The following is a 16,466-nucleotide window of genomic DNA, read 5'->3' on the forward strand; positions in this document are numbered from 1 at the left end:
ACAGCCCTTATTACGGCATTCTGCAGACCAGCGGCGACTGTACCATCACCATTTGCGCCGACTTCCAGGATCCCGTGGAACTGATTCCTGTGTTTGTTTCGGAATGGGAAAAGGGTTATAAGATTGTCTGTGGCATCAAGACCAGCAGCAAGGAAAGCAAGATCATGTATTTCCTGCGCAGCTGCTACTACAAGGCCATCAAAAAGATGAGTAGTGTGGAGCAGATCGAGCACTTTACCGGTTTTGGATTATATGACAAGAGCTTTGTCCAGACGCTGCGGGATCTGAAAGACCCCACCCCCTTCATCCGAGGTATCGTGGCCGAGCTGGGCCCTCAGCGTAAGGAGATAGAATACCAGCAGCCCCAGCGCCGGGCGGGCAAAACCCACAACAACTGGTACAGCCTGTACGACGCCGCCATGCTCTCCTTCACTAGCTACACCAAGGTGGGGCTGCGCATTGCCACCTTTGCGGGCTTTGCCATTTCCGGCATCAACTTCCTGCTGGCTCTGGTCTACTTTGTGATGAAGCTGATTTGGTGGGACCGGTTTATCGCCGGCACTGCGCCGCTGCTCATCGGCGTATTCTTCATGGGCGGTGTTCAGTTGTTCTTCATCGGTCTGCTGGGCGAATATATCATGAACATGAATGCGCGTATTATGAATCGTCCACTTGTGGTGGAAGAAGAACGGCTAAATTTTGAATAAAAGGAGGTGCCGGTGAGGGGGAGGCGGCAAAGTTAAAACGTATGTGTTGCTACATGAGTTAGTGATGATTTTAGTTTGTCACCTGTTTGCTCAAAGTTGGCAGGGAAAAACTTCCTTAGTTATCGGTTCGGCCTATTTTATGGTATGGGAGCTGGTGCTACTGAGAGTCTACGCTTTGGTGTAGCAGCAAGTTATCAAGCGTTTGCCTCTGACGTTGTCTTATGCGAATAAGGCGGTCGCAGTAGTGTGGGAAATGGTATGGTGGGTGTTGTTTTTAATGAGCAGATAACTGTACAGAAATGTATTGGTGCGACGGTTATTGCGTTTGGTGTGGTACTTTACGCATTCTCCAAAAGAAAAGCAGAAAAGGAGGTGGATACAGATGAATGAGTTTGCCAATGTTTTGCCCTATGCTTTAGTTTCATTGGCAGGGGGATTCCCTTCTTCTGTTAGTCAGGTTATGCTCAAAAAGTGGCTTTTCAACATTCATCGTGTACGGCACCTGATACGGCTGCACCCAAAAATGCGCGGAACTTTTGCAGGAGCGCCTGCCGGGGAACGTGCGCCTGCAAAACGCAAAGGCGGCGCGCGGCCCTTTGCAGGGCTATGATGCGGTGATCGTTGGCGGTTCCGTTTATATGGGCAAGATCCGCCCGGAAGTCAGCCGCTTTTGCCGGCGGCACCGCGGGGAACTTCTGAAAAAGCGTCTGGGGCTCTTTGTGTGCTGCTATACCCCGAAAGAGACCGCGGGCTTCCTGGAAACGCTGTTCCCGCGCGAACTGCTGGACCATGCCGCCTATGCGGCGGCCGTGGGCGGGGAGATGCGCTACGAAAAAATGAACGTGGTGTACCGCAGGCTGTTCGAATCGCTGAAAAAGATGGAGGGCTTCCGGGACGGGTTTCGCGAACCGCACATCGATGGGGAAGAGATCCAAAAACTGGCGGATGCGATGTTCAATTGAGTCGATAGGGAAGTCAGATGCTATGTGGGGAAAACTTTGCAGAAAGCTGTTTCTTATAGAAGCAGATCTGTGGCAGCGTTTTAGGCAGCAATATTTTACTTTGTGACGGATACTTTATTTTATTAAATGCTCTGCGGTCGTGCAGAGCATTTTTGTTTTTTACAGATCCTTTTATTGTTTACGACTTTGCTGACGCTGAGAAAATTGAAAACTTGCGCATAGAAGGATTGACAGGAATTTTCGTATTTGATATATTGTTATTACAAAATAACAATTTGGCTGCCTTTGCCTCACCAGCAAAGGCAGGAAGGAGGCAGTGAATATGCAAATGGTCAATTTCAATGAGGAACAGATTATTGCCAATGGGGCAGTGATCTATAACCAGCGGCCGAAAATCGAGGCCATCGCAGATTCCATTTGGAAGAATGGTTTTGATTTGCTGCTCTTTACCAGCAGCGGCGGCTCCCAGGCAATGTTGGACCCCTTCGCGTTTTATATCCGGCATATGTCGCGGCTGCCGGTAGAAAGTGTGCTTTCCGCCAATCTGATGACGGGAGACTGCAATCGGATCGGTCCTAAGACGGTTGCGTTCCTGACTTCCAAATCCGGCAATACCGCAGAAACAGTGGAAGCGGCCCGTTGGCTGAAAGCACAGGGCGTGCGCCTGTTTGCGGCGGTAGGGCAGGCGGATTCTACGCTGGAATCGATTTGTGATGACACCGTTGTTTATGGTGCAGGCCGTCCGCAGGAAATGATATTCTACCTTCTCATTGGCCGGTTGCTGTATCACAGCGGAGATTTTGAAGCCTACCCGCGCTTTGCAGATGAGTTGCAGGGGCTGGCGCGGGCGTTGGCGGAAGTTCGCAAACAGGCGGATGAAAAATGCCGCCGCTATGCGTTGGACTATTGCAAGGAACCCTACAATATTTGGATCGGCAGCGGCGATCTGTGGCCTACTGCATACAGTTATAGCATGTGTGTGTTGGAAGAAAGCCAATGGATCCGCACAAAAAGTGTTTCCAGCCCGGAGTTTTTCCATGGTACGCTGGAGCTGCTGGAGGACGATGTCTGCACGACGCTTCTGCTGACAGAAGGGCCTACCCGTGCGCAGGATGAGCGTGTCAAATCTTTTGCGGCTCGTCATACCCAAAAACTTACCTGTTTTGACACAAAGGACTATGAGCTGCCCGGTATCAGTGATGAATTTCGCAAGCTGCTCAGTCCAGTCGTCATGGCGGCTGTGCTGCAGCGTATCAGCAAGAATATGGAACAGATCACCGGCCATTCGCTGGATATCCGCCGGTATTACAGGAAAGAGAGTTATTGATTATGAAACTGATTGCGTTGGGTGATAATGTCATAGATTCCTACCACAATACCGGCGAAAATTTCCCCGGAGGCAATGCGGTCAATGTGGCAGTCCATGCAGCGCGGCTGGGGGCCCAGGCTGAATATTTGGGCGCGTTCGGCGATGACGAAATGGCGCAGATCCTGATCCGGGCGCTGGCAGATAACGGGGTCGACAGCAGCCACTGTCCTGTATTGCCGGGGCGCACGACCAAGGTTTGCCGCTATGATGTGATCGAAGGGGAGCGGACCTTCCTTGGTATCGTCACGGGCGATACCTGGGTCGGACCGCTGCAAATCGGCGAGGATGAGTGGAGCGAACTGCGAACGGCAGACCTGATTGTGAGTAGTTGTAATGCCAAAATGCCGGAACAGATGTGTGCGGTAGAAGCACTGCCGGCCGTCTTTGCCTATGACTTTGGGGAAAAGGACAAGTATCGGACTTCGTCCTACTACGATGAAGTGTGCCACGGGATCGATCTGGCTATGTTCTCGTGCGAAAAGATGGAGCAGGCGGAATTTGCCGCGCTGTGCGCTCCGCTGCATCACCGCGGGGTGGTGCATGTACTGGCAACGATGGGGGCCGCCGGACAGATGCTGTCTGTGGAAGGAAAAATCATAAAAAAAGCTACCCAAATGGTGCAGGCAAGTGATACAATGGGGGCTGGGGACTCCTTCCTTGCGGCCTTCCTGTGCGACCTGTATGCAGCAGGATGGGAAAAAGGCCAGCCTATGTCGGAACAGGCTTTGCTGCATGCGTTGGCAGCAGGGCAGCAGGTATCGGCCCGCAACTGTATGGAACAAGGCGGGTTTGGGGTTCGGGCGTCCCTGTGACAGATTCAATAGAAGGGAATCAAATAATGATCGAACTCAATGGACTGCATCTGGATAAAAACAGCGCAGTGCCTCTTTACGAACAGCTGCGGCAGGGGCTTTTGCATGCTATTACCAGCGGCTGCTTCCCGGCGGGGGCCAAACTCCCCACGGAAGAAGCGCTCTGTAAAGCCTTTGATATTTCACGTCCGGTTGCCCGCCAGGCTTACAATGCGTTGATCGAAGAAGGGGTGGTAGAGCGTACGCGCGGCAGGGGAACTTTTGTGCGTACGCCGGATACGCGGGGGCGCTTCCTCAACCAGCAGATGAGTTTTGAGAAAGAGATGACGCTGCTTCACCTGGAGCACCGTACGGAAGTTTTGCGTGCGGACTGGGTCAGCTATACACCGGCCCTGTTTGGCAGGTTGGAGCTTTCCCGGCAGGACCGCTGCTATCATCTGGTGCGCATCCGTTATGTCAGTGGAAAGCCCTTTGTTCTGGTAGAAAACTATATTCCGGAGTCTATTTTTCCGGGCATTGATGCATATGATTTTGGGAAAAATTCCCTGTATGATGTGCTGGAAAATGTTTACCGTGTTAAAATTGTGAGGGCTCGCCGCACGCTGATGGCACAGACGGCTACGGCGGAATTTGCTTCGCTGTTTGCCGTGCACAGAGGTTCACCGGTACTGTATGTGGAAAACGTAGTTCGGGATCAGTTCGACCGCGCGATCGACCTCAGTAAAGAATATCTGGATGGAGTGACACAAAAATTTGAGTTTGAAGTAGTCAACCCATAAAATGCGGAGCGGGTGACCCGCAAATTATGCCGAAGGGGGACGAAGATGACACCGATCCGAGCGGTTATTTTTGATATGGACGGCGTACTGATCGACAGTGAGCCGGTTTATTTGCGACATGAGTGGGAACAACTGCATATTCGCTATCCATGGATCACGCCGGAAAGTCTGTACCCTACAATAGGGATGGCCAGTCAGGATTATATGCCTTTTATGGCACGTCTCTGCCGGCGGGAGAACGACGAGGCATTTGCGCAGGAGCTTCATGCCATGAGCACTTCCTGCCAAGTGTGTTATCCGGAAATTTTGAATCCGCAGGTCCATCCGGTCCTGGCGCGTCTGCGTTCCATGGGATTACAGATCGCGCTGGCAAGCAGCAGCAGCCGGGCCAATATTCAGCGGGTGCTGGAAACATGCCGCTTGACCGATGCCTTCGATGTACTGGTCAGCGGTGAATCCTTTACGCGCAGCAAACCTGACCCGGAAATTTATCGGTACACCATGGGGCGCCTGGGGCGGCAGCCGGAGGAATGCCTGATCGTGGAAGACTCCACTTACGGCGTACAGGCGGGCGCGGCAGCCGGGGGCATCGTGGCGGCTCTGCGTGATGATCGGTTCCCTTTTGATCAGCGCGCGGCCCATCTGCATATCGAACAACTGACAGAGATTCCGGCGCTGGTAGCATGCGGCGGACGGAAGATCCGGGCAGCTTTCTTCGATGTGGATGGTACACTGATCGCCAGCGGTACGCATGCCATGCCGGGAGGAATAGTGGAAGCTTTGACGGCGCTGCGCCGCCGTGGCGTGGCGGTACTGCTCTGCACCGGCAGACATAAACTGGAGATCGAAGAAGAAAACCTGCTGCCCGGCCTCACTTGGGATGGCGCGGCCTATATGAATGGCCAACTTTGCGAATGGCAGGGGCATACTGTGCAGGAAAACTGGATCCCAGCCGGTGATCTGCGGGAACTGCGGCGATTTTTGCAGCAACGGGGAAAAAGTTGTATATTTTTGGAAAAAAACTGCATGTATGCCAACCGGGTGGATGCGCGGATGGAGCGCGGTCAGGAGCAGGTGGGGACCGCTGTCCCGAAGGTACGGGGGATCGATGACCTGGAAACCAGAAAAATCGATCAGGCGATTCCGTATATTGCCCCCGAGGAGGAGGCAGAACTGTTGGCCCGAATGCCCAATTGCCAGATCAAGCGTTGGTCGCCTTTTGCAGTGGATCTGATCAGCAGGGAGGGCGGCAAACAGAATGGCATTCGTGCATTGTGTACAGCCATGGGAATTTCCCCGGAAGAAACGATCGCTTTTGGAGACGCCGAGAATGATTTGGAAATGCTGCGCCTTGCGGGGATCGGAGTTGCTATGGGCAACGCGTTGCCGCAGGTACGTGACTGCGCCGACTATGTAACGGGTACGGTCGAGCAGGGGGGCGTGGTGGAAGCTTTACACCATTTCCAGCTGATAGAAGAACGATAGCCGTCTCTGAAGTGGCGAAGCCGGAGTACAGAGGAACGAAACATTTTTCTGAAAACAAAGCCGACAAATGATAAAGAGATCCTCTTTGGTGCAGGAATGCAACTGCATCAAGGAGGATTTCTGCATTATAGGGCAAGAATGGATGACCGAGCCGATTGCCTGATGGAAAGCGGGAAGAAAGACAGGGCGGGTGCATTCTTCATATATTTTGCGATTGCTGAAGAAAACTTTTGTGGAAAAGAACAAAAAGGGGCGCGGAAATTCGGCTAAAGTGCGTATTGACGGAGGGAGCAAAAGAGAGTATCCTATGGTCAAGATAATTATTTAAGAAACTTTAGAATATAATTAACCTTTGCCATGCCGCTACAGACGGCAGCGGAACGAACAAGGGGGGATGGTATGGACCAGACAGGTTGGAAGGAGGACGAATTTCCCCGGCGGTTGTTTTTGCTGTATGTGCTGTTCTATGCGGGGCAGGCTATCTACAACACCTACCTGAACTTGTATCTGTCTTCCGTAGGATTGAGCGATACACAGATCGGCATGACAGTTTCCGTTTCCACGGCGGTATTGCTGGCGGCTCAGTTGGGCTGGGGCATCCTCAGCGACCGGGCCCGGACCAAGAACCGGGTGCTCTTGCTGCTTTACGCTTTTATGGCGGTCTCCAGCTTACTGTTTTACCTGAGCACAGACTTCTGGTTCCTGCTTTTGGCGGTCACACTGTTCTCCGCGTTTATCAATCCCATTGTGCCGCTACAGGATAACTACACGCTGGAATGCCTGGAAAAAAGCCGCTGGGATGGCCAGATCCGTATGGGCGGTACCATTGGCTACAGCATTACGGTATTGTTCATCGGGTTGCTTTTGCAGGACAGCTACCGCGCGATTTTCTGGATGGTAGCGCTGTGTATGATGGCTTGCCTGCTGGTTTGCCGCGGGCTGCCAAAAGTACGTGGCTACCGCGGGAAAAGCAGTGGACGGGGTGGTTACCGGGCGCTGCTGCAGAATAAAAACCTGATCGGGCTCATCCTCATCAATCTTGTGTTCAGCAGCGGCTTGAACTTCTTCTATAACTTTTACCCGATTTATTATACTTCGATCGGCGGCGACAGTTCCCGTGTGGGAATGATGATGTTTGCCTGTTCGATATCCGAGATCCCGATGCTGTTCTTCATCCATCGGATCATCAAAAAGATCGGCGTGCGGGGTACGCTGATCATGGCCGGGTGCGTTACGGTAGTGCGCTGGGGGTTGCTTTTCCTGCTGCGCGATCCGATCCTGGTCATCCCGGTCAACCTGCTTCACGGTATTGGTTACACGGGCTTCAACTATTGCCTGGTGACCTACATAGCGCGCACGGTCCCCCGTGAGATGCGCGCGACCGGCCAGACCCTTAACGCCATTATCAGCAATGTGGTCTCGAAGATCCTGTTCGGCGTGGTGGGCGGCGTGGCCAGTGACCTGTTGGGCGTTGGGCCGGTAATGCTTGTGAATGCTGTGGTAATGGCGATTGCCGTTGCCGTCTTTGCGCGGTGGAGCGCATCCAATCCGTCTCTGGCGGGGAGTTCACACTCCCACTAAATATTTATACCCATAAACTAAAGGAGGAAAAGATTTATGAAAAACGCAAAACGAGCTTTGGCGCTGTTGTCTGCTGGTGCATTGGCAGTCGGCATGCTGGCTGGCTGCGGGGGCGGTACCTCGTCTTCCGCGGCGGCAGGGGGCGATTCCGCGACGGGTGAAAGCTCTGCAGCCGGTTCGTCTGAGGGCGGCGAGATCCGCGTGGTGACCTTCTTCGCGGGGTCGGACCAATGGGCGCCGGTCTGGAAAGAAGTTGTGGCGGATTACATGGCCGCAAACCCCGGCGTGACCATCATCGATGAAAGCCAGCCTACGGCCGGCGCCAACGACTTGTTCCGCACCAAAGTGCAGGCTGATGTGGCGGCCGGTACTCCGGCGGACCTGGTCCTGTTCTACAATGGCGCCGATATGACGACCCTGTCGGATTCCGGCCTGTTTGTGGACCTGAACACCTATCTGGAAGCTGATCCCGAATGGGCCAGCCACATCAAACCGGATGCGCTGGCGGCGGGCCAACAGGACGGCGTACAGTACTGCATCCCCTACATCGGCTTCTATGAAGGTCTGTTCTACAACAAGGGACTCTTTGACAAGTTTGGCCTGCCCGAACCCACGACTTGGGAAAACATCATCAATAGTGTCGAAACCTTCAAAGAAAATGGGATCGCGGCTTTCGCCGCGCCGCTGCCCAAGGCCTCCTACATTACCGAGGCGTTCATCCTCTCTCAGGTAGGTGCGGAAGGCCAGCAGAACTACTTTGACGAGTCCTGGGCTCCGGCGCTTTACCGTATCAAGGATCTGTACGACGCAGGGGCTTTCCCGGCTGACGCGATGACCATGAGCGAGGACGATGTCCGCGTACTGTTCCAGGACGAAAAGGCTGCCATGATGATCAACGGCAGCTGGTGTGTCTCGGCTCTGAAAGACAACGAGAATATGCGCATTATCTCGATGCCGACACTGCCGGATGGCGTTGGCGGTTCCAACGTGGCGCTGTCTGGTTATGGCAGCGGCTGGTATATGAGCAAGGAAGCTGCGGAACGGGATGACCTGACCCTGAACTTCCTCAAGTACCTCACCAGCCCCGAAGTGATGACCCGCTTTATTGCCATGGGCGGCAGCCCGGCCATCGATTGCGAGACGCCCGAAGGCGTGACTCCGCTGGAAAAGAGTGCGCTGGAGATGCTGGAAACGGCTGAAAGTACTCGCCCGGCTATCGACAGCCAGGTCACCCGCGAAGCGTGGGCTGTCCTGACGGAACCCGGTATCCAGTATATCGTAGAAGGGGAGCGTACCCCGGAAGACTTGCTGGCAGAAGCCAAATCGATCAATGACAGCGCTATCTGATCGCTGCGCCGCCGTTCACGGCGGTAAGGCATAAGCGCTTCCCCGGCAGGAACCCCGAACGCTGGCCTGCTGCCGGTGTTCGGGGCCTTTTTTAGAAAGGAGGGAACCTGACCCCCTATGGTCCTCAAAAGCAAAAAGTGGTTTACTTTATTTATCCTTCCCGCGTCGGCCTTTATTGTCGTGTTCCTGCTTTACCCGTTGTTCCGCACCTTCTATTACAGCCTGACATCCTGGCGGAACTTTTCGGTCAAGCAAACCTTCATTGGTTTAGATAACTATCAGCGTTTGCTGGAAGATCCGGTGATCGGGATCGCCATACGCAATACCTTTATCATGATGGTGGGCGTGTTCATCTTCCAAATCGGTGTAGCATTGCTGCTGGCGCTGCTGGTAGCCAGCACCAAGAAGATGTTCAAAATCCTGCGCACGACCTATTTCATTCCGATCCTGATCTCGGCCACTGCCATCGGTTTGATGTTCAAACTGATTTACGGCTATGAATATGGTCTGCTCAATATTGTCCTGGAACTTTTCGGCAAGGAAAAGCAGGTCTGGCTCAATGAAGATACCTCGATATTCCTTGTTTCCATTCCGGTCATGTGGCAGTATGTAGGGTTCTATTTCGTGATCTTCCTTACGGGTATGTCCAAAATTTCCCCCGATATTTACGAATCGGCCGAACTGGATGGTATCCGTCCCTGGCAGAAGGCTGTTTATATCACGATCCCCATGATGCGGGATGTGTTGGCTTCGGCAGTAGTACTGGTCATTTCGGGCTGCTTCAAGGTGTTCGATATGGTCTATGTCATTACCAACGGCGGGCCGATGAACTCCAGCCAGCTGCTCAGTACCTACATGTACAGTATGGCATTTGAAAAATACAATGGCGGTTATGCCTCGGCCATTGCAGTACTGATGATTCTGTTGGGCATCCTGGTCACGGTGGTACTGCGCCGCGTGACGGAACCCCCGCGGGACAACTGAAAAGGAGGCCCACCATGAACAACACGCAGATTCGATACCATAAAACCCCGCTGCAATGGGTGGTAACCTTTTTTAAATGGGCACTGTTGATTGCTTGGGCTGCCACGACCATTGTTCCGCTGGTTTGGGTATTGCTCAATTCCTTCAAGTCGTCGGACGAGATCCTGCGCAGCAGTCTTTCGCTGCCCACTTCGCTGGATCTGAGCAACTACGTTACCCTTGTCAACTATCCCGATGTCAACATTCCCCGCGCTTTCCTCAACAGCTTCATCATTTCCGGCTCGGTGGTGCTTCTGGTCGTTATCTGTGCCAGTATGGCGTCCTTTGCTCTGGGACGGCTGAAGGTGCGCGCATCGACCATCATCATGGCGATATTAACGGCGTGTCTGCTGGTCCCCAGCTTTGCTACCGTTATTCCGAACTTCGTCACCATCAGCCATCTGAGCTTTGCCAAAGGCAACTGGCTGGCTGCCATTCTGCCCCAGACGGCGGGCAACCTGTGCTTCTCCACCATTATGATGACCGGCTTCATGCAGTCGCTTCCGCAGGAATTGGACGAAGCTGCCATTATAGACGGTGCCAGCGTACCGACTGTATTCTTCCGTATCAGCCTGCCGCTGTGCCGGTCCATCATCGCTACAGTAGCTATCATGGTATTTGTGTGGAGCTACAACGATCTGTTTACTTCGCTGGTCTATATCTCTGAACGCAGCAAACAGCCGATCTGTGTGATCCTGTCCATGGTAAGCAATATGTTCGGCACGGACTACGGCGCTATGATGGCTGCGGTAGTCGTCACGATGCTGCCGCTGATTTTGCTCTACATCGTAGCGCAGGAGCAGGTCGTTTCCGGCCTGACTGCCGGTGCGGTCAAAGGTTGAGCCCGATCCCAACCATTATCTATATAAGGAGAATTCCCATGAAGATCCTGACCAATCACATGGGCTACAGCGCCCATGGCCCCAAGAAAGCTGTAATCCAGTGCGCAGCCGGTGAGGCTCCGCAGGCCTGCCGGCTGGTGGATGCTGCCGGGCGGGTGTGCCGCTCGTTGCTGCCGGAAGCGGTGGGCGAGGTGGCCCACTGGAACCAGGGCGAATTCTGGACGGTTGATTTTTCCGATTATACGGTGGAAGGCGAATATTACGTCGAAGCAGAAGGTTCGTCCGGTTGTGTTCGTTCCCATCCCTTTGAGATCAGCGCCAAGGTGCTGACGATGCGGATGATCAGCGCCGTAGGCTACTACTTCAAGGCGCAGCGCGATAGTGGCGAGTGGCTGGCTGCCGATCGTACCCTGCACTTCCGCGGTCCGCGGGAAGGCATCGTGGATGCCCACGGTGGCTGGTATGACGCCACGGGCGATTATGGCATCCATCTGTCGCACCTGTCCCACAGCACCTGGCACAATCCTCAGCAGGTCCCCTTCAGCGCCTATACCTTCTTTAAAGTTCACGAGTTCCTTGCTGCCAGCGGCAACGAAGAATATACGATGGTCAAGCGCCGGGCACTGGATGAGGGGTTCTGGGGAGCGGATTTCCTGCTGCGGATGCGGGCGCCTTCGGGCAGTTTCTACCGTACGATCAGCCGAGCCAAAGCGCTGGACGCGGTTCACGGGACCCGTACCCTGGGGTTCGAATATAAAGGCAGCAGCGATCAGTTCAGCGATACGGCAGCTACGGCCGACAGAGAAACGGTAACGGATGAAAATTACGAATGCAGCCTGCGCTGTGGCGGCGGGCTGGCCATTGCGGCGCTGGCCGCGGCAGGGCGCTTTTTCTATCTCGGAGCGGAACATACGCAACAGGAGTATATTCTGGCTGCCAAAGAAGCCTGGGCGCACCTGTCCCGCCATAACGAGGCGTATACCAACGACGGTCAGTGGAACCTGGTGGATGAATACTGTGCCTTGATTGCCGTTACCGAACTTTGGCGTACGACCGGCGAGTATGAGTATCTTACCGCTGCCCGGGATATGGTTTCCCGTATTCAGGCGCGCGCAGTGCCGGCAGGACCGCAGATGCGGCGCCTGGAGATGGCCCCTGGCAGACCGTTCTATTCGGCGGCTGACGAAGGAATGCCGCTGATTGCACTGCTGCAATATGCGCAGGTAGAACCCAATGCCGGTGAGGCGGAAGCAGCCCGTGTGCTGGCGGAAGAGATATTCCGTTACCAGCTGCAACTGACGGACAGCGTGCCCAATCCCTTTGGGTATCCGCGAATGGAGTGTCTGGATGGCGACACCATCCACGCCAAGTTCTTCTTCTCCCACCAGAGCACGGCCGCGCCCTGGTGGCAGGGCGATAACGCCAGACTCGGATCGTTGTCCGCTGCGGCGGCCATGCTCGGCCGTACGACCCGGGATAAGGTGCTGGCGGCCCGTTGCCGCAGAATGGCACAGGATACGTTGGATTGGATCATGGGCTGCAATCCCTTCGATTCCTGCATGATCGAAGGATATGGCTACCACAACATCCAGTACTTCTACCTGGGACGGTACGATTTCCTGAACTGCCCCGGCGGTATCTGCAACGGGATCACCAGTGGCCTGCATGACGAGGACGGGATCGAATTCGTTACACAGCCTACGGAAGAAGTCAATGACAACTGGCGATGGGCTGAACAGTGGATCCCGCATGCCAGCTGGTATCTCTATGCCATGGCACTGAAATTTGAATGATCAAGTGAAGGAGAGTATCACAATGAATATGATGGATTATATCCGTGAACAGCCGGAGGTGTTTGCCAAAGCGATGGCGGGGCGTACGGCCCTGGCGGCTCCCTTTGTGGAACTGTTCCGTGCTGTGGACCCGGACCGCCTGTACATAGTGGCAAGCGGAACTTCTCGCAATGCATCGGCTACGGCGGCCCCGTTTATGTCTCAGGTACTGGGAATGGATGTGACGGTCAGCGCGCCTTCCCGTCTGTATGCGGTGTATGGTCAGCGCCCGCTGATGATCTATGTCTCCCAGGGAGGAAACTCCACCAACACTATTGCGGCTATGGAACGATTTGCCGACATTCCCGCGCTGGCCATGACCGGGGATCGGGGCCGTATTTGCGACCTGTGCCAGCACTATGCCGAGATCCCCTGCGGCCCCGAAACCGTCGGCCCCAAGACCAAGGGCTATACGATGACGATCCTGGGACTTTATCTGCTGGCGCTGGAAGCGGCGAAAGCCACCGGACGCCTGGCCGCAAAGGATTACGAGAACTATATCGAAACGCTTACAGCGGCAGGCCGTGCGATGGCTGCCAATGTGGAAGCGACCGTTGCCTGGCAGAAAGCCAACGATGAAGCCCAGCGCGGGCTCAAGGTGGCGTACCTGGTCGGTAAAGGTCAGGCGCTGCGTATCGCCCAGGAAGGGGCGCTCAAAATGCAGGAGACCCTGCTGATCCCTACCGCGGCCTTTGATTTTGAGGAATTCCTCCATGGCCCCACCAGTTCGATCAAGCCGGAAGTGGCGGGCTTCTATCTGCTGCCGCCGGAAGGCGACCCGGATCGCCGCCGGATGCTGGATCTGATGGCCTATCACCGCAGCGTGTGCCCCCATGTCTATACGCTGGGGCAGGGAACGCCTGCGGACGGCCGGGACTGTGGCTTGCAGGTGACTGGCCAGTGGTACACCCAGCCGTTTGAATATATCCTGCCGATGCAGGTGATCAGTGCGGCGGTGCCGGCCGAACTGGGTATCGAAAATGCCAGCTTTGCAACCTTCCATAAGCTGGACCTGTTGCTGAACATCAAGTTCAAGGGCGCCGATGGCGAGACGGAGTATGTTCAGCCCGGTGCACATTGAATGACCCGGAGGTACGTTATGGATTATGTACTGGGAATTGACTCCGGCGGCACGAACTTCCGCATCATGGCGGGGGACTGCCAGGGGAATGTTCTGGGCAGTTATACCGGCCGACCGGCCAACCATTACTGTGTGCCGGAAAAGGAGATCAAGCAGATCGTCAATCAGTCGCTGGACGCCTGCCTGGCTCAGTTTGGCGGCCGGCGGGAGGACTGCCGGTATCTCGTGGTGGGCACCACAGGACTGGACAGCGACCAGGACGGCGAATACCTGCGCAATCTCTACGGGCAGATCCCGGGGTTGAATTGCCCGCAGTGTATCATGAATGATGCAGAACTGGCTCACTATACGGTAACGGGCGGAAGCGGTGTGCTGGTGATCTCCGGGACCGGGTCCATTGGGTTCGGTCGGGATCGCCTGGGGCACACGGCCCGGGCCGGTGGATGGTTTTGCACGATCCTGGGGGACGAAGGCTCGGGCAGCTGGGTCAGCAAGCGTGCGTTGCGTCAACTGGGCCGCTGGCTCGACGGCGCCGCTGCGGAGGGCGTTTTGATCCGCAGTCTGCGCAAGGAACTTTCCGTTCACACGCGGGAGGACCTCAATGACATTGCCGTTCGCATGGCGGACCCGCCCTGGAAACCGCCGGAGCTGGGTAAATTGGTGAATGAAGCGGCTGCGGCCGGGGACCCGGACGCGGTGGCCATTCTCAAAGAGGCTGCGGCGCTTATGCTGACCATCGCGGAAGATGTGGCAACGGCACTGCACCTGGATGAAAATGAACCGGGTTTCCCGCTGGGAATCTGGGGGAGCAACATTCTGAAATCGCCGGTTCTGTGCGATGAATTCTGTGCGCTGGCAGCTAAGCGCTTTCCGGGGTCCCCGGTCGTGCGCCCTGCCCGTTCGGCCACCGAGGGGGCGGTCCAACTGGCGCTGGAGCGCCTGAATGCAGAAAAAGGTACGGCGCAGGCTGTTTCTTGAACGAAATGATCGAAGATTGTGCAGGAAAAAATGCAGGGACCGGTTGGAATTTGGTCAAATTCTTGGTACAATAGAAATTGATAAAAACAAATGATTTCCGCTGCCTGAATTTATACAAGCAGATTGATGGGAGGCCGTTTCATGACATCCTATGTACCGGAATATCTGAAGGCCAAAAACCGGAAAACTGTGTTCGACCTGTTTTTGCGCGATCCGGAGCTTTCGCGTGCCGAGATCGTGCAGCGGACAAGGATGAGTTTCCCCACGGCAAGCAAAGCGGTGGATTTCCTCATCTCCCGCGGGATCGTGACCGAAATCGGGAGCGAGGAACCGGTCGGCAGACCGGGACGCCGCCGGCGGAGCCTTCGGTTTAATCCGTCGGCTTACGCTGCGCTGGCCCTGAACTTTGAAGGCCGCGTATTGGAAGTGGGGCTCGTAGACCTGGCCGGGCAGTTGTTGCAGTACGAGCAGCACGCGTTCGACTGTTTTCATCAGACGGAAAATTATGCGCAACTGGCGCCCATGCTGCAGGCGGTCGTAGAAAAATCCCCTTGCCATGTGCTGGGCGTGGGGATCGGTATGCCTGCCGACATTGACAATAATGCCGAAACGGTCGCGCTGTATTATGACCGGCAGGAGGTCGTCGTCCCGTTGAAAGACCTGTTTGGCGATTTGCTGCAGGCCCTGCAGTTGCAAGCGTTTTACGGCAACGATGTGAATCTGGCTTGCCTGGGGGAAGCGTCTTTGCGAGGCGGCGCAGGTGAAAAAATGAACCTTTGCTACCTCACGCTCGGAACGGGCTTCGGCGCCGGGATCATGAACAACGGGGCTATATGGCTCGGCGGTCATGGGCGTGCGGGCGAGATAGGCAACACACATCTGGGGGCGTTTGACCTCAAAGGTCCGCTGCAAACACAGATCGAGCCATTGGAGACCCGTATCAATCTGCAAGCGCTGGAAAAAGCCTTTGGGATCAATCTGTTGGATGATACAGTGCTGCCGCAGGATACACAGGACCAGATGGTAGAATTTTTACTGCCGGCGCTGGTTACAGCCGTTTACAATTTCAGTTTTCTGTTCGATATGGACCAGTTTGTAATGTCCGGCGCGATCCCGAATCGTCTGCCGGGATTGGCCGCCTGCACAGAGAGGGAAGTGAACCGGCTGCTGGCATATCGGAAACGCAGCGTTACGATCTCCAGACCCGTTTCGGCACACTGTACCCTGATCGGTGCAGCGAACGCTGTATTTGAAGGTACGATCCTAAGTGAACTACAGGGATAAAACGATCCCAGTGCAGCCGGAGGGCATCCTTACTTACACCAGGGAAGCCGGAGAAGGCACCGGAAAAACCGGTCCCATCTCCGGCTTTTTTAGTGCCCGGCAAGAAAGAAAAAAGAAGGGAGCTTTGCTATGTCCGTATCGTCCCGTTCACTTACTACCGGCAGTATTTTTCAAAGCCTGGCAAGGTTTTCACTGCCGATTTTATTCACATTGTTTTTGCAGGCGCTCTATGGCGGTGTTGACCTGCTGGTGGTGGGGCAGTTTGCCTCCACTGCCGATGTTTCGGGCGTGTCCACAGGTGGTATGCTGCTTTCGACCTTCACGATGCTGGTCACAGGGCTTTCCATGGGTACGACCGTCACAGTAGGGGAAGCCATCGGCAGC

17 protein-coding genes are annotated in these 16,466 nt (G+C 55.1%); all 17 read left to right on the forward strand.

Translation table 11 applies throughout. The features are described from left to right. Window positions 1-707, forward strand: a 707-nt coding sequence (locus Q0526_RS03720) for a glycosyltransferase (RefSeq protein ID WP_298730997.1), incomplete at its 5' end; no start/stop codon positions are given. Between the two features lie 246 nt (window positions 708-953). Continuing rightward, window positions 954-1,097: a hypothetical protein gene (locus Q0526_RS03725; RefSeq protein ID WP_298730999.1), complete on the forward strand. Its 144-nt coding sequence runs from the start codon at window positions 954-956 to the stop codon at window positions 1,095-1,097. Further along, window positions 1,090-1,317: a hypothetical protein gene (locus tag Q0526_RS03730; protein ID WP_298731001.1), complete on the forward strand. Its 228-nt coding sequence runs from the start codon at window positions 1,090-1,092 to the stop codon at window positions 1,315-1,317. Before Q0526_RS03725 ends, Q0526_RS03730 begins: the two co-directional genes overlap by 8 nt. Continuing rightward, window positions 1,268-1,669 (forward strand): flavodoxin domain-containing protein, encoded by a 402-nt coding sequence (locus tag Q0526_RS03735; RefSeq protein WP_298731003.1) that lies wholly within the window; start codon window positions 1,268-1,270, stop codon window positions 1,667-1,669. Before Q0526_RS03730 ends, Q0526_RS03735 begins: the two co-directional genes overlap by 50 nt. A 322-nt stretch (window positions 1,670-1,991) precedes the next feature. Further along, on the forward strand, window positions 1,992-2,996 hold the full coding sequence (locus tag Q0526_RS03740; protein WP_298731005.1) for an SIS domain-containing protein: 1,005 nt from the start codon (window positions 1,992-1,994) through the stop codon (window positions 2,994-2,996). Window positions 2,997-2,998: 2 nt separating this feature from the next. Continuing rightward, window positions 2,999-3,850, forward strand: a complete 852-nt coding sequence (locus Q0526_RS03745; protein WP_298731008.1) for a PfkB family carbohydrate kinase — start codon at window positions 2,999-3,001, stop codon at window positions 3,848-3,850. Window positions 3,851-3,876: 26 nt separating this feature from the next. Further along, window positions 3,877-4,629, forward strand: coding sequence for a GntR family transcriptional regulator (locus tag Q0526_RS03750; RefSeq protein ID WP_298731010.1), 753 nt, complete (start codon window positions 3,877-3,879; stop codon window positions 4,627-4,629). A gap of 45 nt (window positions 4,630-4,674) precedes the next feature. After that, complete coding sequence (locus Q0526_RS03755) at window positions 4,675-6,114, forward strand: HAD family hydrolase (RefSeq protein WP_298731012.1); 1,440 nt, start codon at window positions 4,675-4,677, stop codon at window positions 6,112-6,114. A 399-nt stretch (window positions 6,115-6,513) separates the two neighbouring features. Next, entirely contained in the window at window positions 6,514-7,695 is a 1,182-nt protein-coding gene (locus tag Q0526_RS03760; RefSeq protein WP_298731014.1) for an MFS transporter, read from the forward strand. A gap of 36 nt (window positions 7,696-7,731) precedes the next feature. Beyond that, window positions 7,732-9,042: an extracellular solute-binding protein gene (locus Q0526_RS03765; protein ID WP_298731016.1), complete on the forward strand. Its 1,311-nt coding sequence runs from the start codon at window positions 7,732-7,734 to the stop codon at window positions 9,040-9,042. Between the two features lie 117 nt (window positions 9,043-9,159). Continuing rightward, complete coding sequence (locus Q0526_RS03770; RefSeq protein WP_298731018.1) at window positions 9,160-10,026, forward strand: sugar ABC transporter permease; 867 nt, start codon at window positions 9,160-9,162, stop codon at window positions 10,024-10,026. A 14-nt stretch (window positions 10,027-10,040) separates the two neighbouring features. Next, entirely contained in the window at window positions 10,041-10,907 is an 867-nt protein-coding gene (locus Q0526_RS03775) for a carbohydrate ABC transporter permease (RefSeq protein ID WP_298731020.1), read from the forward strand. A 38-nt stretch (window positions 10,908-10,945) separates the two neighbouring features. Next, on the forward strand, window positions 10,946-12,700 hold the full coding sequence (locus tag Q0526_RS03780) for a glycoside hydrolase family 9 protein (RefSeq protein WP_298731022.1): 1,755 nt from the start codon (window positions 10,946-10,948) through the stop codon (window positions 12,698-12,700). 22 nt (window positions 12,701-12,722) lie between these two features. After that, window positions 12,723-13,820, forward strand: a complete 1,098-nt coding sequence (locus tag Q0526_RS03785; protein ID WP_298731023.1) for a hypothetical protein — start codon at window positions 12,723-12,725, stop codon at window positions 13,818-13,820. A gap of 18 nt (window positions 13,821-13,838) precedes the next feature. Then, window positions 13,839-14,798, forward strand: coding sequence for a BadF/BadG/BcrA/BcrD ATPase family protein (locus Q0526_RS03790; protein WP_298731024.1), 960 nt, complete (start codon window positions 13,839-13,841; stop codon window positions 14,796-14,798). A gap of 141 nt (window positions 14,799-14,939) precedes the next feature. Further along, window positions 14,940-16,082: an ROK family protein gene (locus Q0526_RS03795; protein ID WP_298731026.1), complete on the forward strand. Its 1,143-nt coding sequence runs from the start codon at window positions 14,940-14,942 to the stop codon at window positions 16,080-16,082. Between the two features lie 129 nt (window positions 16,083-16,211). After that, window positions 16,212-16,466: MATE family efflux transporter (locus Q0526_RS03800; RefSeq protein ID WP_298731028.1), on the forward strand; the 255-nt coding region annotated here is incomplete at its 3' end.

Source organism: uncultured Subdoligranulum sp., from assembly GCF_937890665.1.

Coding starts and splice junctions, on each gene's coding strand:
- Q0526_RS03730 (WP_298731001.1), top strand. CDS start 1,090: ATGAATGAGTTTGCCAATGTTTTGCCCTATGCTTTAGTTTCATTGGCA.
- Q0526_RS03740 (WP_298731005.1), top strand. CDS start 1,992: ATGCAAATGGTCAATTTCAATGAGGAACAGATTATTGCCAATGGGGCA.
- Q0526_RS03745 (WP_298731008.1), top strand. CDS start 2,999: ATGAAACTGATTGCGTTGGGTGATAATGTCATAGATTCCTACCACAAT.
- Q0526_RS03750 (WP_298731010.1), top strand. CDS start 3,877: ATGATCGAACTCAATGGACTGCATCTGGATAAAAACAGCGCAGTGCCT.
- Q0526_RS03755 (WP_298731012.1), top strand. CDS start 4,675: ATGACACCGATCCGAGCGGTTATTTTTGATATGGACGGCGTACTGATC.
- Q0526_RS03760 (WP_298731014.1), top strand. CDS start 6,514: ATGGACCAGACAGGTTGGAAGGAGGACGAATTTCCCCGGCGGTTGTTT.
- Q0526_RS03765 (WP_298731016.1), top strand. CDS start 7,732: ATGAAAAACGCAAAACGAGCTTTGGCGCTGTTGTCTGCTGGTGCATTG.
- Q0526_RS03770 (WP_298731018.1), top strand. CDS start 9,160: ATGGTCCTCAAAAGCAAAAAGTGGTTTACTTTATTTATCCTTCCCGCG.
- Q0526_RS03775 (WP_298731020.1), top strand. CDS start 10,041: ATGAACAACACGCAGATTCGATACCATAAAACCCCGCTGCAATGGGTG.
- Q0526_RS03780 (WP_298731022.1), top strand. CDS start 10,946: ATGAAGATCCTGACCAATCACATGGGCTACAGCGCCCATGGCCCCAAG.
- Q0526_RS03785 (WP_298731023.1), top strand. CDS start 12,723: ATGAATATGATGGATTATATCCGTGAACAGCCGGAGGTGTTTGCCAAA.
- Q0526_RS03790 (WP_298731024.1), top strand. CDS start 13,839: ATGGATTATGTACTGGGAATTGACTCCGGCGGCACGAACTTCCGCATC.
- Q0526_RS03795 (WP_298731026.1), top strand. CDS start 14,940: ATGACATCCTATGTACCGGAATATCTGAAGGCCAAAAACCGGAAAACT.